Genomic DNA, 24097 nt, shown 5'->3' with positions numbered 1-24097 from the left:
CGTCAGAGCGACACCCAGCGACCGGAGTCGCGGCTTTCCCGCTCGGCGTCGAGGAGCTCCGCGGTCGCCAGCGCGTCGTCCATGGTGACGCGCAGGTCGCGCCGGCCCTGGGCGATCGCGCCGACGATGTGGCGGATCTCGTGGTCGTAGCCGGTCCCGTCCGGGATCTCGATCTCTCGGGCGCCATGCTCGTCGGAGAGGGTGAGCACGGGCTCGCGCCCCATCTCGAACTCGGCGGTGGCGCGCTCGAAATCAACGGTGTATCGCATTCGGAAGCCCGCGCCGTGCGCCCGGGTCCAGCCGGCTTCGGCGCTGACATGCGCCGGGCCGCCGCTGCCGAACCGGTAGAGCGTGGTGACATGCCGGTCGTCGCCCGCGCAGCAGACTTCGTCGGGCTTGCCCAGAGCCCAGCGGATGAAGTCCGCGTCGTGGATGTGAAAGTCACCGAGCGCGCCGCCGCTGCGGGTCGTGTCGCTGTAGAAGTGGCTCGCCCAGCCGGGCGCCGCGCCCTCTCGCAGGAACGTCGCCGACAGGACGCGCCCGTGCTCGCCCGACGCGATCGCGTCGCGCAGCCAGTCCCACCCGGGCCAGAACCGCATGCAGTGCGCCGGCATGCAGAGGGTCTTTGCGCCGCGGGCGGCGTCGGCGAGTGGCCGAACCGCCTCGGCGCGGAGCGCGACGGGCTTCTCGACAAGAACGTGCTTGCCGGCGCGCAGGGCCTGCAGCGCGATATCGACGTGGCTCTCGGTGTGGGTGCAGACGCTCACGAGGTCGACGCGTTCATCGGCGAGCATGTCGTCGAGGCACGCGTGGCCCGCGAAATCGCGCGTCGGCGGCGCGGCGGCTATCGTCGACGAGATGTTGCCGCCGGTCGACGGAGCGCGGCGTTTCTCTTCGGATGGATCGCACACCGCGACGACGGCGCAGGCGAATCCGTGTCGCGCCGCCGCGTCGTAGGCCTCGACGTGGCGCCAGCCCATAAAGCCCATGCCGACGACGCCCACGCCGATCGTGCGATGCTCGCTCACGGCGCGACCTCCAGCATGCGGCGGGCGAGCTCCGCGCCGGCGCGGACATCGTCGACGCGCTGCTCCCCCGCTTCTCGCTCGATCACGACGGGGACGCCGGGCAGTCGCTCGCGCACGAACGCGAAGAAGTTCTCCCAGGGGACCTCGCCGCTGCCGGCGCGGACCTCGGTCCCCCACTCGCCCGGGGTTGGCGACGCGATGGCGTCCTTGAGATGGATCTGGCGCACGAACGGCGCGAGATCGCGGATCGCGCTGATGGGCTCGGCGCTCGCGTACAGGATTCCGTTCGCCGGGTCGAAGTTGACGCCCGCGCCGAAGTCCTCGAGCGCCTCAACGATCCCGAGCATCGTGCGGGGAGAATCCTGCCCTGTCTCGAAGGCGACACGGACGCCTTCTCGCGCGAAGGCCTCGCAGACCGCTCGCAGACGTGAGAGCATCGTCGCTCGCTGCGGGTCGCTCGCGTCCTCCGGGACGCAGCCGGCGTGCAGGGTGACGAGTGAGAGGCCGAGGCGCTTCGCGATCGCGGCGTTCTCGCGCGCCGCGTCGAGGTTCTCGGCCCACGTGTGGTCGGGTCGCAGCCCGCCGGTTGCGCGGATTGTCTCGAGGGTTGAGTAGTCCTCGCGCGCCGGGGCCATCATGCCCGAAACCACGGCGATTCCTTCGCCCTCAAGGGCCGATCGCGTCTCGCGCTCGGACCAGCCGTCGAGGCCGAGACGGATCGGGTCCAGCGCGAGCTGCACGCGCAAGAGGCCGCACGCTCGCACGAGCGACGCGAGGTCGCGGGCGGACCGCGGGCGCAACGACCAGCTGCAGACGCCGAGTGAGTGTGAATCGTTCACGCCACCACCTTACCCGGGCGTCGACGCCCCGTCACAACAGTGCGCAGCCGGGTCAGGGGCGCTCGGGGAGGGCGAAGCGCATGATCGTCGTCGAGTTCATGGGCGGGTAGGCGATGGAAAGGCGGACCGCGCGGAAATCGCTCTGGCGCCAACCGGCGCGCTCGAAGACCGTCGTGATGAGGCGGTCGTATTGCTCCACGAGCGGGGTCGCGACCAGCGGCGGGCGACCGGAGAGCTCGCGCGCCGATTCAGCGATCGGCGCGAGCATCGTCTCGTCGCGAGGCGGCGCGCCGTCGAAGTGGCCGACGGTGCGCACATCGATGGTGTCGGCGAAGGGGAGATCGCGGTGGACGAACAGGTCGAACAGCAGGTGCTCGAAGGGCAGCATCGCGTGCGTGCCGAACTCGCCGGTCTTGTCGTCGTCGGTCGCGTATCGCGGCGCGTGGGCGCGGTAGACGGAGCCGAAGAAGCAGGTGAACGCGCCGGTGTTGCCGACGCGGCCTTCCATGAGCTCGTACATCAAGCCGCGCGAGTCGCGCACGGCTCTGATGGGCAGGTCCGTGGTGGAGCAGAACTCGCCGATGAGGCGCGGCACATCGGGCGAATCGAACCGCGGGTCGATCGCTTCGCCCTCGGGCTGATTCGCTTCGGGCGATCCGTCGGCGCGATAGCGGTGCGAACGGAAGAGAGGCCAGCGCACGACGGGGCGCAGCCGGCGCAGGCCCACGATGCCCCCCACGATCGCCGTGTCGAGCAGGTCGGCGCTCGAGCCAGACGGCGCGACGAAGGCGGCGGTGATCCGCGCCCTCGCCTGCAGCCCCCAGACGCCCGAGTTGCCGCGGAACGCGAGTTTGCGCGACTGCTCCAGGCGCTCGCTCGCGCCGCCCGCCATCCCGTCGAGATAGAGGTCCAGCGTGGCGCGGTCGCCCACGTGCACCTTGACGACGCGCTCGAGTTCGCGGCAGGACTCGCGCACCGATCGGATGGTGCGATCCGGCGCGCCCCGCTGCGCCGCCGCGGTGAGGAGCAGGTCGATGGCCGCGTCCCCCGGGAGGTGCTGGAGGCCCTCGTGCAGGTCCTGGCTGGCGAGGACCTTCGAGACCTTCCATGTGAGATTGCGGCTGAGATTCAGGCGCCGGGCGACCTCGGGCGAACTCGCTTTATCGACATCGAGGGTCGAGAGGAGCGATTGGAGCGAGTCCCTGAGCGACGCGAAGGCGCTCGTGAGGTGCTCTTCAAAGGGAACGGGGCGCACCGAGGGCGAATGCGGCTCGCTTGGGTCCGAATTGGTCAGGTGGAGAGATCCGTCCATCGTACGAACGGAATGTACCACGGCGACGCGAGGGAGTCCACAAGTACTTGTAGAAATGTTTGCACAAACACTTGCGGAGACTTTCCACTTCCTCTATGCTGCTCTCGACCGACCACCTCTCGACCCGGACCGATGCGTATCGGCCGGGCCCACCAGCGGTCGGCGGAGATGACAGAGATGAAACTGACCGCATTGATCGCGCTGGCCGCCGGCCTCACGGCTTCTGCCGCGAACGCACAGCAGTTCTGGAATCTGGGCGAGAGCCGCCTGTCGACGAGCATCAGCAACAACGGGGTCGTCGTGGGCGACAACCTCGTCCGGGGCGAGTACTTCCTCTGGACCGCCGGGGCGGGATTCGCGAACATCGGCGGCCAGATCGCGGGCGACGGCGTGGGCGGTCAGTCGACGATCTCGCACGACGGCAGCGTCGTGGCCGGCACGGTCTTCAACAGCGTCAGCGGCACCCAGGAGATGGGCCGGTACAACGTCGGCGCCGGAACGTGGACGCCGCTGGGCGGCATCGGCGCAGTGTCCGACGCCGAGACCAGCTCCGGCTGGGGGATTTCGGGCGACGGCTCGACGATCGTGGGTCTGGGGTGGGTGACGCCCGGTTCGGCACACGCCGTCCGGTGGCGCGCCGGCACGGGCATGGTGGACCTCGGCACGACCACTTCGGACCGCAGCACCCGCGCCAACAACACCAATTTCGATGGCTCGGTCGTCGTCGGCTGGCAGGACAACGACAACGGGCGCCAGGGCGCGGTCTGGGTCAACGGCACGCAGTCGCTGATCTTCGACAACGACGGTTTCGCATCGAGCGAGGCCGTGACCGTCAGCGCCAGCGGCGAGTGGGCGTCCGGCTTCCAGTTCGGCGGCTTCTTCGAGCCCTCCGAGCTATGGCGGTACAACACCAGCACCAACACCTACGAAGGGCTCGGCAACCTGACCGACGGCGGGGCGGCCGGCACCACCGCCGGCAGCGCGATGAACGCCGACGGCTCCCTCATCGCCGGCGGGACCTGGGGCTTCGGCCCGGCGTTCTTCGGCACCGCCATCATCTGGGAAGATGGCGTCGGTGTGCAGCGGTTCTCCGACTACATCAGCAGCCGCGGCGTCTCGTACGAAGACGGGTACAGCTTCTCGTTCGTGACCGACATGTCCTCCGACGGCCTGTGGTTCACCGGCTGGGGCCTGACCGCGAACTTCGAGCTGACGAGCTTCGTGGTCTATGTTCCCACGCCCGCGTCGGGGAGCGTCCTTGCGCTCGGCATGATCGCGATGCGCCGCCGGCGTCGCTAATACGCGACGAACTCTCTCTCTCGCTTTCTCCAATGATCGGGCGTTCGCGTCGCTTCCCGCGCGCGAACGCCCGATCGCGTTCCCGCGTGCGGTGCAAACGCGGGCGGCGACGGGCGCATGTCGGTAGTGTGTCCCCGATGCACTCCCCCGCCACGACGCCAGAACCCCTCGTCCGACGCCTGGGCCTCTGGGCGCTGTGGCTGCTCGTCATCAACGGGATGATCGGCGCGGGCATCTTCGGGATCCCGGCGGAGGCGGAGCGCCTCGCGGGCGCGTTCAGCCCGTGGATCTTCGCGCTGTGCGCGCTGCTCATCGCGCCGATCATGCTGTGCTTCGCGCAGCTCTCGAGCCGTTTCAGCGGGACGGGCGGGCCGGTGCTGTATGTGTCGACGGCCTTCGGGCCCTTCGCAGGGTTCCAGATCGGGTGGGCCTTCTACATCGCGCGCCTCACGGCGTTCGCGGCGAACCTGAACCTGCTCGTCGTCACGATCGGCCATTTCTGGCCCGACGGGCTCGGCCCGGCGACGCGACTCGGCATGCTCTTCGCCATCTGCGCGTCGATGACCTGGGTGAACATCGTCGGCGCGAAGGCGGCGATGCGCTCCCTCGGCGCGCTGACGGTGCTGAAGCTCTTCCCGCTCATCGCGCTGGCGGGCGTCGGGCTTTTCTCGCTCGACCGCGAAGTCTTTGCATCGGTCGCCTCTCCCCCGAGCACCTCGGACCTTGGCGCCGCGGCGCTGCTGGCGATCTACGCGTTCGTGGGGTTCGAGTCGGGCGTGGTTCCGGGCGGCGAAGCGAAGAACCCCCGGCGCGACATGCCGCGCGCGCTGCTGCTTGCCCTCGCGGTCGCGACCGGGGTGTATGTGCTCGTGCAGGTCGCGACGCAGCGCCTGCTGCCCGACCTCGCGTCGTCGGAGCGTCCGATCGTCGACGCCGGCGGCGCGCTGCTGGGCCCGACCGGCGCGCTGCTGGTGGTGCTCGCGGTCATCGCGTCGGTGGGCGGGAACCTGATGGGCTCGATGTTCTCGACGCCGCGTGTGACCTACCGGCTCGCGCTCGACGGGCAGCTCCCCCGCGCGTTCGGCGCTGTGCACGCGACGCACAACACGCCCTGGGTGTCCGTTCTTGTCTACGGCGGTGCGTCGTTCGCCCTCGCCGCGACGGGCAGCTTCGCCTGGCTCGCGGTGATGAGCGTGTTCACGCGTCTGCTGATCTACATCGCCTGCATCGCCGCCATGCCGCGGGTCGCTCGCCTGACGCCCGACACGCCCGACCGTATCAGAATCCCGGGCGGTCCGGCGGTCCCGCTGCTGGCGATGCTGGTGTGCGTCGCGCTGCTGACGCGCGTGAGCGCGGCGTCGGTGGCGGCAACGGCGTGGCTGATCGCGGCGGGCACGCTGCTTTTCGCTGTGGCGGGATGGAGAGCCCGCCGCGACGGCGTGTGACAATGGTTCACCGGGTACCATCGCCCGATGGACACAGCGCCCCTGTATGTGATCCGTGGTGCGAGAACGGACGACGACCTGCGCCAGATCCTCGACCTGCAGGGCGCGAACATCCGCGAGACGCTCGACGAAAATGAGCGCGCGTCGCAGGGCTTCGTGTCGTTGCGGCACGACCTGGGGTTGTTGCGCGAGATGAACGAACCGTGGCCGCACGTCATCGCAACGACGACCGGCGATCGCGGCGAGGAGGTCGTCGCCTACGCGCTCGTCATGCTCGAGCGGTTCCGGGGGAGACTGCCGCTGCTTGACCCGATGTTCGAACGCTTCGACACGATCGCGTTCCGGGGGCGCCCGCTGCACGACTGGCGCTGGTACATGATGGGCCAGATCTGCGTCGCCAAGGCCCATCGCGGACGCGGCCTCGTCGAGCGCCTCTACGAGGGCCACCGCGCGCAGATGGCGTCGTCGTTCGACCTCACGGTGACCGAGATCGACATCGCCAACACTCGCTCGATGCGCGCGCACGCCCGCGCGGGCTTCGAGGTCCTGGACGAGTACCGCTCCGACGACGGGCGCGAGTGGGCGGTGATCGGGATGGGGATGCGCGGGTGACTGGGATCGTAGCGTTCGTCAGCGTTTTCCCTGCGTCCGCATCCGGTCCGTCGCCTCGGGTGGGCGAGATGCGTGCAGTCCGGCTCGAATGACAACAGCGCCCTGACCGCGTGTGGCCAAGGCGCTGAGTGTGGTGCGGCTCGATCAGCGGTCTGATCGCCTCAGTCGCACTGCCCACCGAAGTTCGACAGCACTTCGTTGAGGTCGGCGAAGTTCACCGCCCCGTCGTGGTTGACATCGCCGGGGATCGCGTCGCCGCTGAGGCCGAACGAACCGAGCAAGGTGTTGAGATCTGTGAAGTTGACCACGCCGTCGCCGTTGGTGTCGCCGGGGCAGGGCGCAGGGGCGCCGAGGTAGATGACGAACGATGTCAGTTGGCCGGTGACGGTGTTCGTCGCGATGCCGGTGACGGCGGTCCCGTCGGGCGAGACGGAAACCACGTTTCCTACTTCCGTGTCGGCCGGGAACGCGGAGGACAGCCCGAGCGAGGCGATGTAGGCGGCGGCGGTCACGAGCCCGGTGTCGGGAGTCCAGACGAGCCCGTCGCGCGGGGAGCCGGGCCCCTGGAGGTAGCGGTTGAAGCCCACAGCGATCGACCCGTCGTCGCTCACGCTCGAGAGAAACGCCTCGCCGAAAATCGGTGAAGTGTCCGGGAGTGAGCCGAGGATCGTCGTGTCGTACGACGAACCGTTCCAGTCCCATCGTGCGGCGACACGACCCAGCGCAGGATCGTACGCGCTGCCGACGATGACCGAGCCGTCGTGGTTGACGCCGCCAGCCTCGCAGAACGCGAGCGAGTCCTGCAGCGTGATCTTCGCGCCGTTGCGCCACGCGGTCGGCCTCCAGACGCCGTCCGGTCGCTCCTCCCAGCCGACAGCGACCGACGCGTCATAACTGAGCATGTTGACGCGTGCGCTGCGGTTGTCGTCCTGCGGCAGATCGGCGACGCCGTTCGCCACCGTCCAGGTGCTGGCGCGGGCGCGGATTGCCGTACCAACGATTCCCCAGTGGAAGCCGCCGACGGTCTGCCCGTCGCCCGAGAGCGTCCACGCGGAGCCGTACGAGTTGTCGAGCGGCTGCACGGTCCCGGTCGCTGGGGGCCACGCCTGCGTCCAGCCGGCGCTGCTGTCCCACAGTCCCCATGTCATGAGATCATCGGTGCTGAGGATGCTCGCCGAGATGCGCGAGCCGTCGTAGGAGATGTCGGGTGTCCCGCCCCCGGTGCCGATCACCGGAGCCGTGGCAAGACCAAGCCGGACAGGCGCGCCGCCCCGCTCCCACCGGAAGGTCTCGAACGAGAAGTCGCCCTGAACATTGCCGCAGGCGATCGATCCGTCTTCGGAGAGGTCTGTGATGAGGAAGCCGGCTGGCAGGAACTCGATGGTCGGCTGCGCCAGCGCGGACGCGGCGGTCGTGAGGACGGCCGACGCGAGGATGAGCGATGCTTTCACGGGTTAGCTCCGGGTTAGCGGCAGACAGCGCCGAAGTTGGCGAGGACGATGTTGAGGTCGCTGAAGTTCACCACGCCGTCGTCGTTGACATCGCCGGGGATGGCGTCGCCGGCGAGGCCGAACGAGCCGAGCACGGTGTTGAGGTCTGCGAAGTTGACGACGCCGTCGCCGTTCGTATCGCCCGGACACGGTGTCGTGGCGTTGAGCGAGATCACGAACGATTGGAACTCGAATGTGTCGTTGAGGAGGGCGATGCCCGAGATCGTGCCGCCGTCGGGAGAGATGGTCGTGATCTCTCGGATCTCGACGTTCGCGGGGATCTGATCGGCGACGCCGATCATCGCGAAGTAGTCCATGGCGTCGATGACGCCGGTGGATGGGGTCCAGATGATCCCGACTCGCGCCCCACCGGGGCTCTGGGTGAAGATGTTGGATCCTCCCGCGAGTTGTCCGTCGTCGGAGACCGTTGCGAGGTAGGACTGCCCGAAACTCGGCGCGGTGCCCGGGAGGTAGGCGAGGTTCTGCATGTCGTAGGACGCGCCGTTCCAGGTCCAGATGGTCGGCACGCGCGTGATGACCGAGTCATCGAACTCGAACCCGACGAGGACGGAGCCGTCGTGGTTGATGCCCCAGACGCCCCCGCCGCCGCCGCCGTTGCCGTCCGAGAGGATGATCTTGACGCCGTTGCGCCAGACCGTGGGCAGGCGCGGGCCGCCCGCGTCTTCCCAGCCGCCGACGACGGAGCCGTCGAACGAAGCCGCGTCCACGCGGGCGCTGCGCCCGAGCGTTTGCGGCAGGTGCACCATGCCCGTCGTCGACGACCACGCGCTCGCCCACGACCGCCCGTTTGTGCCCCAGAAGAACCCGACAACGGTCTCGCCGTCGCCCGAAAGCCCCCACGCGCTGCCGTAGGAGTTGTCGCGGATCACGCCGTTCGGTGGCAGAGGCGGCATGGTCTCGGTCCAGCCGGCGAGGTGATCCCAGACCCCCTGCGTCTGCAGGTTGTTGGACGAGAGGATCGTCGCGGAGATGCGCGTCCCGTCGTACGAGATGTCTGGGGAGCCCGCCCCGATGCCGAGGACCGGCACGGTCGCAAATCCGAGGCGTGTGATCCCGACGCCCCGCTGCCAGCGGAAGGTCTCGAAACTTCCGTCGCCCTGGACATTGCCGCAGCCGATCGTGCCGTCGAGCGACAGGTCGGTGACCAGGAACCCGGGGGGGAGGAACTCGATCGTCGGGGCGGCGTGCGCTGCTCCGACAAGCGTGAGAAGAGAGGCGATCGCAACCGTGGTGTGCTTGCTCATGGTGATTTCTCTGCTGTCGGAGTGCGTGAAGCGCGGTCGCGCCGCGAGTGCGGCGGGGCAATGCACGGCGCGACCGCCAGGGGAATGGAGAGAGAGAGTGAGTTCAGGCGCGGCGACGACGGAGCGTGGCCACACCGGCGAAAGCGAGGACAGCGCAGGCGCCGGGGGTCGGGATCACGCGCCACGAGAGGTTGTCGACCAGCGACTCTGGGAAGAACCCGAAGCCGAGTGCGCGGACCTCGTCAAAGACCATCCCGTCGGTCGCCTCGATGTTGAACCAGGAGTCGCCCGTGCCGCCGAAGGCGGGGCGGAACGCGATGGTCGAGGCAACTTCGACACCGTCGTTGAGGACGATGACGCGCGCGCCGCCGCCCATGAAGGTCGGGTTGCCGGAGGAATCCCAGAACTGGAAGGAGAACGCGTCGACGTCCTGACCGATCTCGATGAACACGCCGAAGGGGCCGTAGAAGACGTTGGACGACCCGAGCCAGCCGAAGCCGGGGTTGTTGCCGAGGGGTCCCACGAAGTTCGACCCCGAGCCCGAGTACAGCGAGGCGATGCCCGAAGACTGGAAGGAGCTCGACGGGAGATCGGTCCCCGTGGCGCCGCCCGGCTCGTCGAAGGTCAGCGTGCTGGCATAGGTGGGCGCGCTTGTGCCGCGGGTGATCGTGATTGCGGCGCCAGCCGAGGCGCCCAGAGCGAGGGCAAGCCCCGCCGCGACGATCGTGTTCTGCGTGTTCATGTGGACCTCTCTTCCGTTTCGTGACCGAGACGCGAGCCGAGACACTCTCAACTCCGCCCGAGAAGATACAACTTTGTGACGTCCTGTCAAGTGTCTCATGTGACATTTTTCGTGATGACACTTGGCGCCGGGCCGAACCGCGTGATATCCTCTTTGCAATGGCTACCTTGCCCACAGACACCGAACACCTCGCGACCGATGATCGGGTGGCGGTTCAAATTCCCCAGATCGAGGTATTGATGGACTCGTTCTACCGGGTCCGGGCCGCGGTCCACGATCTGCTCTCCTCGGTCGGCGCCGACCCGAGCCGCACCCGCGAGTCCGCGCGCCTGCTCGGCCTCAGCCGCCAACTCACCTGGCGGCTGTCCCGCGTGGTCTGCGCCACCGAGCCCGAGACGATCCTCAGCGATATCCCGGGCCCCCAGGGCATGTCGAAGTTCGTCGTCGCGTGCCGCGATCTCGGCGCGCCCGAAGAGAACGTTTCGGCCCTGCTGAAGGCGGCCGAGTCCTTCGAGCACGCGATCGAAGCGATCTCGGGAAATCGCAAGACGCTCGCGGCGCTCATGGCGAACCAGAGCGGGCGTCCCGACGCCGCCGCGCACGAGCGCGAGCGCCGCAAACTTTTCGAGGGCGGCGCCGCCGTCTGGGGAGTGCACGCCTCGGTGCGCTTCGTGTCCGTGTTCCTCTTCCCCGCGTCGGACGAACCGGCGATGCTCGATGTCGCGCATGTGACTGGGTATCTGGGCTTCAAACGCCTCCGCGCCATCCCCTGGCCGATGTCGTATGAAGCGGTGCGTTCGCGCGGCGGGGCTCCGGTGCGATTCACCAAAGAGCCGCTCGACCCGATGGGCGCCTCCGAAGGCCAACTCCAACTCATCAAGCGCTTCTGCGATCCCACCAATCCGGACATCCGCGTGTCAACGCTCGGCGACCTCAAGCGCTTCGAACTCGCGCCGGGCCCTGTGGGCAACGCCGGCGCCGCCAACGTGGTCTTCGGAACGTACCTCCGCCACCTCTACCCTCGGGCGGCCAGCGAGGAACACGCAAACGCGAACTTCACCGTGCTCCTCGAGACGCCGGTCGAGCGCGTCATCTTCGATATGTTCGTGCACCGCGACATCGCGCTGGACGAAGAGCCCGCGGCCCACCTCTGCGAGAAACTGACGCATCCACACGCGCCCAACGACGACGAGATCGTGCGGCTCGCGCTGCCGATCGCGGAAGGCGTCCAGACACTCGGACGCGGCGCGAGCGGCGCCATCACGCCGCACATCCCGTGGTACTCGCGACTCGTGACCTTCGTCACCGAGCGCACCGGACACACGCCGGAAGAGTTCACCGGGACGCGCTTCGAGATGGCGTACCCCCCCATCCCGACGTCGCTCGTCCGCGGCTTCCCGCTCGATGCCCGCGCGCGGTGAGCGCCCGCACACTGCGTCCCTATTCGGTCAGCGCTTCGAGCCACGCGATCAGTTCGGCGGCCGAGCGCTGGCCTCGCAGTTCCGCGACGACCTTGCCGCCTCGCAGCGCGTAGGTCATGGGGATCGCCCTCGTCCCGAGGATGGCCTCCGCGAGCTCGGGCGCGCGGTCGACCTCGAGGTGCGTGGGCAGGAAACGGGACTCGGAGAGTTTCGCGATCACCGCGGCGTCGTTGAGCGCGTCGCGCTTGTACTGCTGGCACGGCGCGCAACGATCCGCCGTGACGAACGCGATCACCGTGCGGGCGTTCCCCAGGTCAGCCCCCGCCTGCGCGATCGCGGCGTCCAGCGCCGGCGCCTCGGCGAGGAGCGGCGGGAGCGAGACCGTCTCGCGCGCGACGATGAACCCCGTCGCCGGGTCGTATTCGTGCGCCACCGTGAGGCGGTCCATCCACGCCCGCATCTCCGGCGGCGGAGCGGCCGCCGCGCTCGGACCGTCAGAGTCCGACGACCCCGGGACGCGCGAGCAGCCGGCGAGGAGGAGGGTTCCAAACAACGAGACGGCGAGGAGGGCGTGGCGTGTCATGATGGTGGTGCTTCGTCCGCGGTTCGGACCCGGGCGCACCAGGCGGGCCCCGCGCGTGAAAAGAAGTACTCACCGGGCGCGGCCTTAGGCATCTCGGTCTCGATGGGGTCGAGCAGGCCGGGCAGGTCGAGGCCCTCGGCGCCTTTGCCCACGCGGCTCGCGGTGAGCGCCCAGCCGGCGCGCGCCGTCCAGCGCTCCTTCGAGGTCATCCACTTCTCGCGCAGCGCGTCCTTCTCGGGGTGCTTGGCGACGACATACGAGTTCAGCCAGTCGGCGACCTGGGCGCAGGTGGTGGAGCGCGTCAGCCGGTCGACCTCGGCGGCGGAGAGCGACGCCGGCTTCATGAGGAGCGCGGCGAGCAGCTGGGCCTCGACATTGCCCGTGTCCCAGAGTTCGAGCGCGAGGGCGTGGTCGGTCTTGAGCCGCTTCGCGACGGCGCGGAGGTCGCCGAGTTTCACGCCGAACTGGTTGTCGGGGGCCCCGGCCCTGGCGTTGTGCTTCCGCCGCGCGGGGTCGCCGAGGGATTCGAGTTCGGAGAGGATTTGGGGGAGGGACATGGGGGATCGTACCGACCGGTTTTGTCCTGCGAGCCCTTCGGGCTCATGGGTGATTGTGGTAGACTGGTCGCCCCGAGCGGTGCCCGATCTGGGCTTCCCAGCCGAGACCAACCCCAGAGCAGCCCCCATGTTCGAGCAGATCTTCAGGAACATCGACGACATCCTGTATAAGGATGCCGGCTGCAACTCCGAACTGGACTACGCCGAGCAGACCTCGTGGCTGCTCTTCCTCAAGTACCTCGACGACCTGGAGCGCGATCGCGCCACCCGGGCCGAACTCTCGGGCAAGCGGTACACCTACCTCCTCGATCCCCCCCATCGCTGGTCCGCCTGGGCGGCGCCCAGGAACGCTTCCGGCGCCTTCGACCACGACAACGCCCTCACCGGCGACGACCTCGTCCGCTTCGTCAACCAGGACCTGTTTCCCTACCTCCGGGGCTTCAAGCAGCGCGCCTCGGGTCCGGGCACCATCGAGTACAAGATCGGCGAGATCTTCGGCGAGACCGACAACAAGATCAAAAGCGGCTACGGCCTGCGCGACATCCTCGAAGCCATGGACGCCCTCCAGTTCCGCTCGCAGGACCAAAAGCACGAACTCTCCGACCTCTACGAGTCACGCATCCGCAACATGGGCAACGCGGGGCGCAACGGCGGGCAGTACTACACCCCCCGCCCGCTCATCCGCGCCATCGTCCGCGTTGTCGATCCGAAGATCGGCGAGACCATCTACGACCCGGCCTGCGGCTCGTGCGGCTTCTTGTGCGAGGCCCACGACTACCTGCGCGCCGGCGGCAAACTCACGACCAGACAACTCGAGACCCTTCAGACCCGCACCTTCTACGGCAAGGAGAAAAAGTCCCTCGCGTATGTCATCGGGATCATGAACATGATCCTGCACGGGGTCGAGGCGCCCAACATCGTCCACACCAACACCCTCGCCGAGAACCTCGCCGACATCCAGAACAAGGACCGGCACGACATCGTGCTCGCCAACCCGCCCTTCGGCGGGAAGGAGCGCAGCGAGGTCCAGCAGAACTTCGCGATCAAGACCGGCGAGACGGCGTTCCTCTTCCTGCAGCACTTCATCAAGATGCTCAAGCCGGGCGGGCGCGCGGGCGTGGTGATCAAGAACACCTTCCTCAGCAACTCCGACAACGCCAGCCGCGCGCTGCGCAAGGAACTGCTGGAGTCCTGCAACCTGCACACGGTGCTCGACTGCCCCCAGGGCACCTTTCTCGGGGCGGGGGTGAAGACGGTGGTGCTGTTCTTCGAGAAGGGCGCGCCCACGCGCGACATCTGGTTCTATCAACTCGACCCGGGGCGGAGCATGGGCAAGACCGACCCGCTCAACGACAGGGACATGGAGGAGTTCGTCGCGCTGCAGAAGACGCGGGCCGATTCGCCCCGGTCGTGGACGGTGCCGGTGAAGGGCCTCGACCCGAAGACCTGCGACCTGTCGGTGAAGAACCCCCACGCGCCGGAAGCGGACGCGGTGCGCTCGCCGCGCGAGATCCTCGACGAGATCGAGGCGCTGGACGCGGAGTCGGCGGAGTTACTGGCGACGATCAGGGGGATGCTGTGATACAGGGGTGGCGGATTGTCAGGCTCGGCGATGTGTGCACGCAGGACCGAACGCGACACTCTGGCAGTGTCGCGATGTATGTGGGCATGGAAAACATCGAGAGTGCGACCGGGCGACTCGTGGGCGAAGTGCGACGACAAGCGGTCCAGAGCAGCACTTTTTCATTCGACAACAGGCATGTCTTATACGGACGACTTCGCCCATATCTCAACAAGGTCTACCTTCCAGATTTCAGCGGCCACTGCTCCACCGAGATCTTTCCGCTGCGCCCTGGCGAGCAACTCGACCGACGCTTTCTGTTCTACTGGCTGATCCAGTCTTCCACGGTTGATGCCATCGATCGAACATGCACGGGCGCGAGAATGCCACGCGCCAATGTTGATGCCCTCATGCGATTTGATTTTCCCCTCCCCTCTCTCCCCGAGCAGAGGCGGATCGTCGCGATCCTCGACGAAGCGTTCGCGGCAATCGGAAAGGCGATGGAGAACGCGGAGCGGAATCGGGAGAATGCGAAGACACTTGCCGAAAGCATGATCGGCGACAGCTTTCGAAACATCGCCGCACGACATCCCCTGCGAGACCTTGCATCGCTCACCAGCAAGATCGGCAGCGGCGCCACCCCGCTCGGTGGATCGAAGACCTACAAGAAATCGGGCACGTCGCTTATACGGAGCATGAATGTCTACGACCGAGAGTTTCGGCTCGAAGGACTGGCTTATCTTGACGACACCCAGGCCCAGCGACTAGCGATCGTCACTGTTGAAGCTGATGATGTACTCTTCAACATCACGGGCGCGTCCATTGCACGATGCTGTACGGCCAAGCATGTGCCACTCCCGGCACGAGTCAATCAGCATGTACTTATCTTGAGGCCGCGGCGGGATGCGATTCTGAGCGATTACCTTTGCAACGCCCTGACAACCTCACTCGCAAAGCGAGCACTTCTAGGCATCGGCGATGACGGTGGTAGCACCCGGCAGGCAATTACCAAATCTCAGATGCAGCAATTCCGCATTCCATTGCCTTCCTTGGATCAGCAACGCGTGATCTGCCGAGAGATTGACCAGATCGATCAGGCCTCACAGCGTCTATCAGGCTCCTTTCGACAAAAGATCACACTTCTCCACGGCCTTAAGCAGTCCCTCCTCCACCACGCCTTCACCGGCCAACTGACTTCCAAGGGCGCCGACCGCCTGCTGGCGGAGGCGGTGTGACCCGGCCATGAACGAGACCCAGACCAGAGCGGAACTGATCGATCCCGCGCTTCGCGCCGCTGGGTGGGGCGTGGTCGAGGGCAGTCGCGTGGCGCGCGAGGAGGGCATCACGCTCGGGCGTCTGCAGGGCGCGGGGACGCGTGCGACGCGCGAGGTCGCGGACTTTCTGCTGGTCTATCGGGGGCACACGCTGGGGGTGATCGAGGCGAAGAAGCGCGCCGCCGCGGTCACCGAGGGGCTGTCGCAGGCGAAGCGGTACGCGGCGAAGATCCGCGCCAGGTTCGCGTTCTCAACGAATGGCGACGGCGTGTATCGCGCCGACATGGAGACGGGCGTCGAGGGCGCGCTGCCCGGGTGGCCCACGCCGGCTGACTTGTGGGGCGAGGCGTTCGCGGAGGCGAACGCGTGGCGCGATCGCTTCGCGGCGGTGGGATTGAAGGATAAGGGCGGGCTGTGGACGCCGCGGTACTACCAGCGCAACGCGATCAACGCGGTGCTGGAGGCGATCGCGAGCGGGGAGCGGCGGGTGCTGCTTACCCTGGCAACGGGGACGGGCAAGACCTCGATCGCGGCGCAGATCGCGTGGAAGTTGTACGAGAGCCGCTGGTCGCTGCGTTCGTGGCCCACGCCCGGGGACGCCGACGCGTCGCGCCGCCCCCGGGTGCTGTTCCTGGCGGACAGGAACATCCTGGCGAATCAGGCCTTCAACGAGTTTGACTCGTTCGGCGCGTTCCCGGACGGCGGGCTGGTACGGATCAACCCCAGGGAGATCAGCAAGAAGGGCGGCGCGCCGAAGAACGGGAGCGTGTTCTTCACCATCTTTCAGACCTTCATGACGGGCGAGGACGGCGAGGGCAACGCGTCGCCCGTGTTCGGGGATTACCCGCCGGACTTCTTCGACTTCATCGTCGTGGACGAGTGCCACCGGGGCGGGGCGAAGGACGAGAGCACCTGGCGCGCGATCCTCGAGTATTTCAGCCCCGCGGTGCAGTTGGGGCTGACGGCGACGCCCAAGCGCGAGATCAACGCCGACACCTACGCGTATTTCGGCGAGCCGGTGTATGTGTACTCGCTGAAGGAAGGGATCAACGACGGCTTCCTGACGCCCTTCAAGGTGGTGCAGGTCCAGACGACGCTGGACGAGTACATCTGGACGCCCGACGACGATGTGGTGGAGGGGGAGATCGAGCAGGGGCGGCGGTACACGGAGTCGGACTTCAACCGGGTGATCGAGATCGCGGCGCGCGAGCGGAAGCGCGTCGAGATCTTCATGGGGATGATCGACCAGCGCGAGAAGACGCTGGTGTTCTGCGCGACGCAGGACCACACGCTGGCGGTGCGGGACCTGATCAACCAGATGGCGACGCAGAAGCACCCGGACTATTGCGTGCGCGTCACGGCGCAAGACGGCGACGAGGGCGAGCGGTTCCTTCGCGTGTTCCAGGACAACGAGAAGACGCTGCCGACGGTCCTGACGACCTCGCAGAAACTCTCGACGGGCGTGGACGCGAGGAACATCCGCAACATCGTGCTGATGCGCCCGATCAACTCGATGATCGAGTTCAAGCAGATCATCGGTCGCGGCACGCGCCTGTACGACGGGAAGGATTACTTCACGATCTATGACTTCGTGAAGGCGTACGAACACTTCAGCGACCCGGAGTGGGACGGCGAGCCGGTGGAGCCGGAGCCCGTTGTTCCGGCACCGCCCCGGCCGGAGCCGGAGCCGAAGGAGCCGACCCCTCGCGAGCCCCCGGGACGGCGTGAGCGTGTGCGCGTGAAACTGGCGGACGGGAAGGAGCGGACGATCCAGCACATGGCGTCGACGAGTTTCTGGAGCCCGGACGGGACGCCCATGTCGGCTACCCAGTTCATCGAGCGGCTGTTCGGTGATCTGCCCGCGCTATTCACGAGCGAGGCGCAGTTGCGCGAGATCTGGAGCAAGCCCGACACGCGTCGCGCGCTCCTGGCGGGTCTGGAGGAGAAGGGGTACTCGCGCGAGCAGTTGGCGGATGTGGCGCGGGTGATCGACGCGGAGCGGAGCGATCTGTTCGATGTGCTGGCGTACATCGCGTTCGCGCTGCCGACGATGAGTCGGGAGGAGCGGGTGCGTGGGCGTCGGGGGATGATCTTCGCGAGGTACGCGGGGAAGCAGAGCGAGTTTCTGGACTTCGTGCTGGGCCACTACATCGAGCAGGGCGTGACCGAACTGGACGACGAGAAACTGCCGGTGCTGCTGGTGCTGAAATACCACGCGGTCGAGGACGCGGTGCGAGAACTGGGCGGCGTCCCGACGATCCGGGATGCGTTCGTGGGTTTCCAGCGGTACCTGTACCAACCGGACGGGGCGGCGTGAGGGACATCGCGCAGGAATGAAAAAACCCGCTCAACGCGGGTCCTTTCAGCATGCAAAATAGCGGGGGTAGGATTCGAACCTACGACCTCCGGGTTATGAGCCCGACGAGCTACCAGACTGCTCTACCCCGCAAACTGTGAGCCAATGGTTAGGACTTGGGGGGGCCCGGGTCAAGGTCGGGGGGTGGGAATGGGGGCTCCGGGGCTGAAATACAGCCCGCCCGGTGTCCCGGGCGGGCCGTCTCTCCCATCCATTCCCCTTTGACCCGCCGCGACCCGTGTCGCGGGCGGTCGGTGGTGACGGCGCGGCAGCGGCGCGTATCCCTGCGCGCCGGCGTGCGTCGACCCGTCGGTCGTGCGGCCGTCACTGGGGGTTGTCGCGTCCGGGGCGGATCTTTCAGGGTGTCGCGGATTTTTCTGGCGGCGCGACCGGCGCGTCAGGGGGCGTCGCCCTCTGTGGTTTCGGCGGCGGCTTTCCGGGCGGCGGCGAGCTGGTCGAGCCGGCTTCGCGCCATGGCGGTCTCTCGGTGGTCCTCTCCGAGGACCCGGACGCGCGCGTCGAGGCAGGCGGTGAGGATGGTCTCGGCCTCGTCGAGCCGGCCCAGGCGCATCTTGAGCACGCCCAGGTTGCCCATGCTGGTGAGGGTCAGGGGGTGCTCGTCGCCCAGGGTGCGGCGCTGCGAGGCGTAGGTGCGTTCGAGCACCTGCGCCACCTCGTCGTAGCGCTGGAGGTTCCAGAGCGCGCCGGCGTGGTTGTTCATGATGGTGAGGGTGCGCGAGTGGTCCTCTCCGAAGACCCGGACGGAGCGTTCGACGAGGTCGCGATAGAGCGTCTCGGCTTCCTCGAAGTTCCTGCGCGCGATGAGGACGTGGCCCAGGTTCGATCCGGCCGCGAGGGTGCGCGCGTGGTCGGGGCCGAGGACCTCGAGGAGTCCGGCGCGCGCGACGGTGAGTTCGGCCTCGGCTTCGTCGAGTCGTCCGAGCGTGATCAGGAGCATGCCGAGCGAGACGCGCGGGCCGAGGGTTTCTGGCGCGTTGGGCCCGTCGAGTCGGGTGCGCCCGTCGATGACGGCGCGGTAGTGGGTCTCGGATTCTTCGAGGCCCACGCCCTGCGCGAGCGCGACGGCGAGACTGAGCTGGATGCTGAGCGTGTCGGCGGAATCGGGGCCCATGACGCGCATGGCGCGCTCGAGCGAGTCGCGGAGCGTCTGGGCGGCGGCGTCGTATTGGCCGCGCTCGGACTGCATGCGCCCGTAGACGGCCCGATTCAGGATGGTTTCGCGATGTTCTTCGCCCAGCAGCTGGCGGGAGAGGGCGATGGCTTCCTCGAGGTGGGGCTCGGCTTCGTCGACGAGCCCGAGGGAGAGGAACGCGTCGCTGAGAACGGAGCGGAGCTGGCGCCGGACCTCGGGCTGGTCGGCGAAGTCGGTGGCGATGGACGAGGCGGCGTCGTCGAGGAGGTCGGCGACGCGGACCTCTCGCCCGGACTCGTAGGGCGACGCGGCGGCGAGCATCTTCGAGAGAAACTCGACGACGGTCTCGCGCGACTGCGCGGCGCGGATCGCCTCGTCCCGATCGCGAAGCGACTGCCTCCAGAACGCGAACGAGACGCCGGCTGTCGCGACGAGCGCGGCGGCGACGACCGCGCCTGCGCCGACCCAGACGCGATGACGCCGGACGGCGCGACGGAGCAGGTACCACCCGCTGTCGGAGCGGGCCATGATCGGCTCGTCCTTCAGCCAGCGATCGAGATCGGCGCTCATGTCGGCGGCGGACTGGTATCGCCGATGCGCCTCTTTGGCGAGCGCGCAGGACACGATGGCGCTCAGGTCGTCGGCGCGTCGGACCGAAGCGAGCGACAGCGGCGCAGGGGGCGCGGCGCGGATGTTGTTGCAGACCTGGGCGATGGGCCCGTCGATCGTGTACGGGAATCGCCCGGCGAGCAGGATGTAGAGCAGCACGCCAAGGGAGTAGACATCGCTGCGTGTGTCGATGGAGGTCGGGTCGCCCGAGACCTGCTCGGGGGACGCGAAGGCGAGTGTGCCCAGGAACTCGCCGGTGCGGGTCGCGCCGGTGTCGGTCGCGATGCCGCGCGCCAGCCCGAAGTCGACGACCTTGGGCTCGGCGTTCGCGTCGACGAGGATGTTGCTGGGTTTGAGGTCGCGATGGATGAGCCCTCGCCGGTGGGCGGCGGCGACGGCGTCGGCGACCTTCGCGACGAGGGTGACGATCTGGTGCGCATCGCAGCGGTTGGTGCGCACGAAGGCGTCGATGGGGAGGCCCTCGATCCACTCCATGACGAGGTAGACGCGCCCGTCCTGGGCGCGTCCGGTGTCGAACACGGTGACGATGCCCGGGTGACGCAGGGAGGAGACGAGCTCGATCTCTCGCTCGAATCGCGCGCGCCGGCGCGCGTTGTCCTCAGCGGAGGGGAGGAGGACCTTGATCGCGACTTCTCGCCCGGTGCTGCGCTGGTGGGCCTTGTAGACGACGCCCTGCCCGCCGCTGTGCATGACGCGGACATCGGTGAAGCCGGGAATGCTCGGCGCGTCCGATGCTTTCCCGAGGACGAGCTCCCCGGTGGGCGAGTGAAAGACCGAGGCGATCTCGCCCAGGAGCGAATCGTTGGTCGCGAGGTCGTCGAGGCGCGCGCGGCACTTGGCGCAGGCGGCGAGGTGCGCGTCGACGCCGGCGCGCGACTCGTCGTCGATCGCGTCGGAGCGAAAGAGCTCGAGGTCTTCGAGGGGCGGGCAGGCGGACAGACGCGTCACAGCTCGACCCGCTCGTAATCCCGGCGCAGCTCGCGGATGCGCGTCAGCACGCGATGCTTGGCGACGAAGACGGTGCTGCGCGCGATGCCCAGGTCCTGCGCGACGGCGTCGGCCGGCTGGTTGCGCAGCGCGTGGGCCTCGAACGCGAGGTAGGTGTTCTCCCCCACTTCCTCGCGGACCCGCTCCAGGCAGATCGCGAGGACCTCGCGCCGCCAGGCGTCCTCCCAGCGCGACGCCGCGTGGGCGTCGTCCCAGGGGATCGACGCGATCCGGTCGGAGCCGCCCGGCTCGCCGGGGGCGCGGTCGGGGCGGGCTGCCCTGCGTCGCTCCTCGCGGACCTTGTTGTTGGCGATGCCGAAGAGCCACGAGGACAGGCGCCCCTCGGCGCGGACATACTTGCCGGCGCGAAAGGCCTCCGTAAAGGTCAGGAGGGTTTCCTGGGCGATGTCCTCGGCGGCTTCCCCGGGCAGGCCCGCTTCTCGCGCGAACGCGAGGATCGGGCGACGGAAACGGTCAACAAACATCGACCAGACGGGGTCGTCGTGGCGTTCCAGTCGCGTCAGGATGGTCGAAGTCGTCACCCACTCCCCGAGCACACGCCGCTCCTGTCTCCACCCGGACCCTTCCAATCTACCCCCAACCGGCGGAGCGGGAAACACTTCGGGAAGAAAACCCTGATCTCGGAGGTCCGGGGTCCGGGGTCCGGGGCTCAAGAGGCCGGGATACCGGGGGCCGGGGGGCCGGGGGAGGGCTCCGGACCCGGTGATCTCCCAGCCGGCGGTGCGATTCCGATCGAGGCCTCCTTGCCTTTCTTGGAATGATTCTAAGAATCATCCACAATGGGTCAGGAGCGAAGACACCCTCCACTCCCTGCCCCTGTGGCGCCCTCCCTTGAGACCCCGGGTCGCCACGCGGCGACGCCGCCGCTCCGAACTTCCGAGCCCTTCCCGAGAGGCCCGACCCACCATGACGACGACGATGCCCGAACTCGAACACTGGGAGCAGCAGCGCTACCGCTACGGCTTCGTGACGGAGCTGGACGCCGACACGTTCCCGCCCGGGCTCAACGAGGACGTCATCCGGGCGATCTCCGCCAAGAAGGAGGAGCCCGAGTGGCTCACCGAGTGGCGCCTGAAGGCGTTTCGCGCGTGGCTGACGATGGAGGAGCCGACCTGGCCCAAGGTCGAGTACCCCCCCATCGATTACCAGGCGATCTCGTACTACTCGGCGCCGAAGAACGCCCCCAAGTACGAGTCGATCGACCAGGTCGATCCGAAACTGCTCGAGACCTATGACCGGCTGGGCATCCCGCTCGAGGAGCAGAAGCGCCTCGCGGGCGTGGCCGTCGACGCGGTGTTCGACAGCGTGTCCGTCGCGACGACCTTCAAAGAGGAGCTGGCGAAGGCCGGCGTGATCTTCTGCTCGATCTCGGAGGCGGCCCGCGAGCACCCCGAGCTGCTGCGCAAGTATCTCGGTTCGGTGGTGCCGGCGGGCGACAACTACTTCGCCGCGCTGAACTCCGCGGTGTTCACGGACGGTTCGTTCGTGTACATCCCCAAGGGCGTGCGCTGCCCGATGGAGCTGTCCACCTATTTCCGCATCAACGCGTCGAACACCGGTCAGTTCGAGCGCACGCTGATCATCGCGGAGGACGACTCGTACGTGTCGTACCTCGAGGGGTGCACGGCGCCGATGCGCGACGAGAACCAATTGCACGCCGCGGTGGTGGAACTCGTCGCGCTCGAGAACGCGCGGATCAAGTACTCCACGATCCAGAACTGGTACCCCGGCGACGAGAAGGGCAAGGGCGGGATCTACAACTTCGTGACGAAGCGCGGGCTGTGCAAGGGCAAGCGCTCGCACATCTCGTGGACGCAGGTCGAGACCGGCTCGTCGATCACCTGGAAGTACCCCTCGTGCATCCTGCAGGGCGACGAGAGCATCGGGGAGTTCTACTCGGTCGCGCTCACCAAACTCCGCCAGCAGGCCGACACGGGCACGAAGATGGTGCACATCGGCAAGAACACCCGGTCGAACATCGTCTCCAAGGGCATCAGCGCGCAGGAGGGGCAGAACACCTACCGCGGGCTGGTGAAGATCATGAAGGGCGCGACGAACGCGCGCAACTACACGCAGTGCGACTCGCTGCTCATCGGCGACCGCTGCGGCGCCCACACCTTCCCCTACATCGAGACCGCCAACCCCAGCGCCAAACTCGAGCACGAGGCCACCACCAGCAAGGTGGGCGAGGACCAGATGTTCTATCTGCAGCAGCGCGGGCTGAACCCCGAGCAGGCGGTGTCGATGATCGTGAACGGCTTCTGCCGCGAGGTCTTCCGTGAATTGCCCATGGAGTTCGCGGTCGAGGCGACGAAACTTCTCGAGATCTCGCTGGAAGGGAGCGTGGGCTGAGCCCATGACCGACATGACCGACGGCTTCGAGCCGATTTTGCGGGTGAGCGAGGCGCCTCGGGGCGAGGGGCGCCTCGTGGTGCTGGGCGAGAAGCGCCTGGCGGTGTTCCACACCGACGAGGGCTTCTTCGTGTGCGACGACGAGTGCCCCCACGCCGGGGGATCGCTCTCGGACGGGCCGGTCTCGGGCTGCTCGGTGACCTGCCCGTTGCACTTCTGGGAGTTTGATCTGAAATCCGGCGAGTACGCCGACAACCCCGAGACCTGCCTGCGCACCTACGAGACGAAGATCGTCGACGGGCGCGTCTGCGTGAAACTCTGACACGAACCATTCCTGCGCCGCGAGCGCATTCTGACCCGAGAGAGACACACCACATGGCTTCCACCCCCCTTCTTGAGATCCGCAACCTGCACGCGAGCGTCGAGGGCGTCGAGATCCTGCGCGGCATCGACCTGACGGTGAACGCCGGCGAGGTGCACTCGATCATGGGCCCCAACGGCTCGGGCAAGAGCACGCTGGCGGCGGTTCTGGCCGGAAACGAGGCGTACGAGGTCACCGAGGGCGAGGTCCTCTTCAAGGGCCAGGACCTGCTGGAGATGGAGGCCGACGAGCGCGCCCGCGCCGGCGTGTTCCTGGCGTTCCAGTACCCGGTCGAGATCCCGGGCGTGAGCAACACGCAGTTCCTCAAGGAGTCGATCAACGCGGTCCGCAAGGAGCGCGGGCAGAGCGAGCTGGACACGAGCGAGTTCCTGGCGCTGCTGCGCGAGAAGCTGTCTCTGGTGCAGATGAACCAGGACCTGCTGCGCCGCTCGGTGAACGAGGGCTTCTCGGGCGGCGAGAAGAAGCGCTACGAGATCCTGCAGATGGCGCTGCTCGACCCCACGCTGTGCGTGCTGGACGAGACGGACTCGGGCCTGGACATCGACGCCCTGCGCATCGTCGCCGACGGCGTGAACTCGCTGCGCAACTCGGAGCGCGCGATGATCGTGGTGACGCACTACCAGCGCCTGCTGGACTACATCGTGCCCGACTTCGTGCATGTCCTCGCGAAGGGGCGCGTGGTGAAGTCCGGGGGCAAGGAACTCGCGCTCGAACTCGAGGCCAACGGGTACGCCGACATCCTTTCTTCGCTGGGCGAGCCCGCGAACGCCTGATCCTTTCTGGAGGCA

The 24097-nt window shown here is 67.7% G+C and carries 20 protein-coding genes and 1 tRNA gene; 10 read left to right on the top strand and 11 right to left on the bottom strand.

Annotation, left to right across the window (positions count from 1 at the left end):
- Positions 1-2: 2 nt before the first annotated feature.
- The 3 genes from KF684_07510 to KF684_07500 are packed head-to-tail and all read right to left on the bottom strand — an operon-like array spanning position 3 to position 3179.
- A complete protein-coding gene (locus KF684_07510; GenBank protein ID MBX3352766.1) occupies positions 3-1028 on the bottom strand; it encodes a Gfo/Idh/MocA family oxidoreductase in 1026 nt (341 codons plus the stop codon).
- Positions 1025-1867, bottom strand: coding sequence for a sugar phosphate isomerase/epimerase (locus KF684_07505; GenBank protein ID MBX3352765.1), 843 nt, complete (start codon positions 1865-1867; stop codon positions 1025-1027). The genes KF684_07510 and KF684_07505 overlap by 4 nt, the downstream gene beginning before the upstream one ends.
- 52 nt (positions 1868-1919) lie before the next feature.
- Positions 1920-3179, bottom strand: a complete 1260-nt coding sequence (locus KF684_07500; protein ID MBX3352764.1) for a hypothetical protein — start codon at positions 3177-3179, stop codon at positions 1920-1922.
- A 177-nt stretch (positions 3180-3356) separates the two neighbouring features.
- On the opposite strand from KF684_07500, the gene KF684_07495 reads away from it, so the two are divergent.
- The 3 genes from KF684_07495 (at position 3357) to KF684_07485 (ending at position 6535) form a co-directional block, all read left to right on the top strand.
- The gene (locus tag KF684_07495) at positions 3357-4478 is read left to right on the top strand and encodes a hypothetical protein (protein MBX3352763.1); all 1122 of its coding nucleotides are present in this window, start codon (positions 3357-3359) and stop codon (positions 4476-4478) included.
- Between the two features lie 137 nt (positions 4479-4615).
- Positions 4616-5923, top strand: a complete 1308-nt coding sequence (locus KF684_07490; GenBank protein MBX3352762.1) for an APC family permease — start codon at positions 4616-4618, stop codon at positions 5921-5923.
- Between the two features lie 27 nt (positions 5924-5950).
- A complete protein-coding gene (locus tag KF684_07485; GenBank protein ID MBX3352761.1) occupies positions 5951-6535 on the top strand; it encodes a GNAT family N-acetyltransferase in 585 nt (194 codons plus the stop codon).
- A gap of 161 nt (positions 6536-6696) precedes the next feature.
- Here the strand turns inward: KF684_07485 and KF684_07480 are convergent, their stop codons facing one another.
- From KF684_07480 to KF684_07470, 3 genes are all read right to left on the bottom strand, one after another.
- Complete coding sequence (locus KF684_07480; GenBank protein MBX3352760.1) at positions 6697-7986, bottom strand: hypothetical protein; 1290 nt, start codon at positions 7984-7986, stop codon at positions 6697-6699.
- A 14-nt stretch (positions 7987-8000) separates the two neighbouring features.
- Positions 8001-9290 (bottom strand): hypothetical protein, encoded by a 1290-nt coding sequence (locus KF684_07475; protein ID MBX3352759.1) that lies wholly within the window; start codon positions 9288-9290, stop codon positions 8001-8003.
- 103 nt (positions 9291-9393) lie between these two features.
- Positions 9394-10032: a hypothetical protein gene (locus KF684_07470; GenBank protein ID MBX3352758.1), complete on the bottom strand. Its 639-nt coding sequence runs from the start codon at positions 10030-10032 to the stop codon at positions 9394-9396.
- Between the two features lie 158 nt (positions 10033-10190).
- On the opposite strand from KF684_07470, the gene KF684_07465 reads away from it, so the two are divergent.
- Entirely contained in the window at positions 10191-11453 is a 1263-nt protein-coding gene (locus tag KF684_07465) for a hypothetical protein (protein ID MBX3352757.1), read from the top strand.
- Positions 11454-11472: 19 nt separating this feature from the next.
- On the opposite strand, the gene KF684_07460 is transcribed toward KF684_07465, so the two are convergent.
- Both KF684_07460 and KF684_07455 read right to left on the bottom strand, forming a co-directional pair.
- Positions 11473-12036, bottom strand: a complete 564-nt coding sequence (locus tag KF684_07460; protein ID MBX3352756.1) for a thioredoxin family protein — start codon at positions 12034-12036, stop codon at positions 11473-11475.
- Complete coding sequence (locus tag KF684_07455; GenBank protein MBX3352755.1) at positions 12033-12593, bottom strand: DNA alkylation repair protein; 561 nt, start codon at positions 12591-12593, stop codon at positions 12033-12035. The genes KF684_07460 and KF684_07455 overlap by 4 nt, the downstream gene beginning before the upstream one ends.
- Positions 12594-12720: 127 nt before the next feature.
- Between KF684_07455 and KF684_07450 the strand changes: the two genes are divergently transcribed.
- The 3 genes from KF684_07450 to KF684_07440 are packed head-to-tail and all read left to right on the top strand — an operon-like array spanning position 12721 to position 17745.
- Positions 12721-14175, top strand: coding sequence for an N-6 DNA methylase (locus KF684_07450; GenBank protein MBX3352754.1), 1455 nt, complete (start codon positions 12721-12723; stop codon positions 14173-14175).
- Positions 14176-14207: 32 nt separating this feature from the next.
- Positions 14208-15389 carry a restriction endonuclease subunit S gene (locus tag KF684_07445; GenBank protein ID MBX3352753.1) on the top strand — a complete coding sequence of 394 codons (1182 nt, stop codon included), beginning with the start codon at positions 14208-14210 and terminating at the stop codon, positions 15387-15389.
- Between the two features lie 7 nt (positions 15390-15396).
- A complete protein-coding gene (locus KF684_07440; protein MBX3352752.1) occupies positions 15397-17745 on the top strand; it encodes a DEAD/DEAH box helicase family protein in 2349 nt (782 codons plus the stop codon).
- A 58-nt stretch (positions 17746-17803) separates the two neighbouring features.
- On the opposite strand, the gene KF684_07435 is transcribed toward KF684_07440, so the two are convergent.
- The 3 genes from KF684_07435 to KF684_07425 all read right to left on the bottom strand — a co-directional run bounded on the left by KF684_07435 (position 17804) and on the right by KF684_07425 (position 21096).
- Positions 17804-17877: transfer RNA gene (locus KF684_07435), tRNA-Met, on the bottom strand.
- Between the two features lie 304 nt (positions 17878-18181).
- Positions 18182-20515 carry a serine/threonine protein kinase gene (locus KF684_07430; protein ID MBX3352751.1) on the bottom strand — a complete coding sequence of 778 codons (2334 nt, stop codon included), beginning with the start codon at positions 20513-20515 and terminating at the stop codon, positions 18182-18184.
- On the bottom strand, positions 20512-21096 hold the full coding sequence (locus KF684_07425; GenBank protein MBX3352750.1) for a sigma-70 family RNA polymerase sigma factor: 585 nt from the start codon (positions 21094-21096) through the stop codon (positions 20512-20514). The genes KF684_07430 and KF684_07425 overlap by 4 nt, the downstream gene beginning before the upstream one ends.
- 385 nt (positions 21097-21481) lie before the next feature.
- On the opposite strand from KF684_07425, the gene sufB reads away from it, so the two are divergent.
- The 3 genes from sufB to sufC are packed head-to-tail and all read left to right on the top strand — an operon-like array spanning position 21482 to position 24082.
- Positions 21482-22927 carry a Fe-S cluster assembly protein SufB gene (gene sufB, locus KF684_07420; protein MBX3352749.1) on the top strand — a complete coding sequence of 482 codons (1446 nt, stop codon included), beginning with the start codon at positions 21482-21484 and terminating at the stop codon, positions 22925-22927.
- Positions 22928-22931: 4 nt separating this feature from the next.
- A complete protein-coding gene (locus KF684_07415; protein MBX3352748.1) occupies positions 22932-23249 on the top strand; it encodes a Rieske 2Fe-2S domain-containing protein in 318 nt (105 codons plus the stop codon).
- A 53-nt stretch (positions 23250-23302) separates the two neighbouring features.
- Complete coding sequence (gene sufC / locus KF684_07410) at positions 23303-24082, top strand: Fe-S cluster assembly ATPase SufC (protein MBX3352747.1); 780 nt, start codon at positions 23303-23305, stop codon at positions 24080-24082.
- The last annotated feature ends 15 nt before the right edge of the window (positions 24083-24097 follow it).

The sequence above is a fragment of the Phycisphaeraceae bacterium genome, assembly GCA_019636675.1.
Classification (GTDB): Bacteria; Planctomycetota; Phycisphaerae; order Phycisphaerales; family UBA1924; genus JAHBXC01.
The sequence above is the reverse complement of the archived record's forward strand: the minus strand, read 5'-3'. Positions and strand labels throughout refer to the sequence as shown.

What these genes read in the sequence shown, in the direction of transcription:
- KF684_07450 (MBX3352754.1), top strand. Translation starts at nt 12,721, where the DNA reads ATGTTCGAGCAGATCTTCAGGAACATCGACGACATCCTGTATAAGGAT.
- KF684_07475 (MBX3352759.1), bottom strand. Translation starts at nt 9,290, where the DNA reads ATGAGCAAGCACACCACGGTTGCGATCGCCTCTCTTCTCACGCTTGTC.
- KF684_07500 (MBX3352764.1), bottom strand. Translation starts at nt 3,179, where the DNA reads ATGGACGGATCTCTCCACCTGACCAATTCGGACCCAAGCGAGCCGCAT.
- KF684_07470 (MBX3352758.1), bottom strand. Translation starts at nt 10,032, where the DNA reads ATGAACACGCAGAACACGATCGTCGCGGCGGGGCTTGCCCTCGCTCTG.
- KF684_07485 (MBX3352761.1), top strand. Translation starts at nt 5,951, where the DNA reads ATGGACACAGCGCCCCTGTATGTGATCCGTGGTGCGAGAACGGACGAC.
- sufB (MBX3352749.1), top strand. Translation starts at nt 21,482, where the DNA reads ATGACGACGACGATGCCCGAACTCGAACACTGGGAGCAGCAGCGCTAC.
- KF684_07490 (MBX3352762.1), top strand. Translation starts at nt 4,616, where the DNA reads ATGCACTCCCCCGCCACGACGCCAGAACCCCTCGTCCGACGCCTGGGC.
- sufC (MBX3352747.1), top strand. Translation starts at nt 23,303, where the DNA reads ATGGCTTCCACCCCCCTTCTTGAGATCCGCAACCTGCACGCGAGCGTC.
- KF684_07465 (MBX3352757.1), top strand. Translation starts at nt 10,191, where the DNA reads ATGGCTACCTTGCCCACAGACACCGAACACCTCGCGACCGATGATCGG.
- KF684_07495 (MBX3352763.1), top strand. Translation starts at nt 3,357, where the DNA reads ATGAAACTGACCGCATTGATCGCGCTGGCCGCCGGCCTCACGGCTTCT.
- KF684_07415 (MBX3352748.1), top strand. Translation starts at nt 22,932, where the DNA reads ATGACCGACATGACCGACGGCTTCGAGCCGATTTTGCGGGTGAGCGAG.
- KF684_07455 (MBX3352755.1), bottom strand. Translation starts at nt 12,593, where the DNA reads ATGTCCCTCCCCCAAATCCTCTCCGAACTCGAATCCCTCGGCGACCCC.
- KF684_07460 (MBX3352756.1), bottom strand. Translation starts at nt 12,036, where the DNA reads ATGACACGCCACGCCCTCCTCGCCGTCTCGTTGTTTGGAACCCTCCTC.
- KF684_07440 (MBX3352752.1), top strand. Translation starts at nt 15,397, where the DNA reads ATGAACGAGACCCAGACCAGAGCGGAACTGATCGATCCCGCGCTTCGC.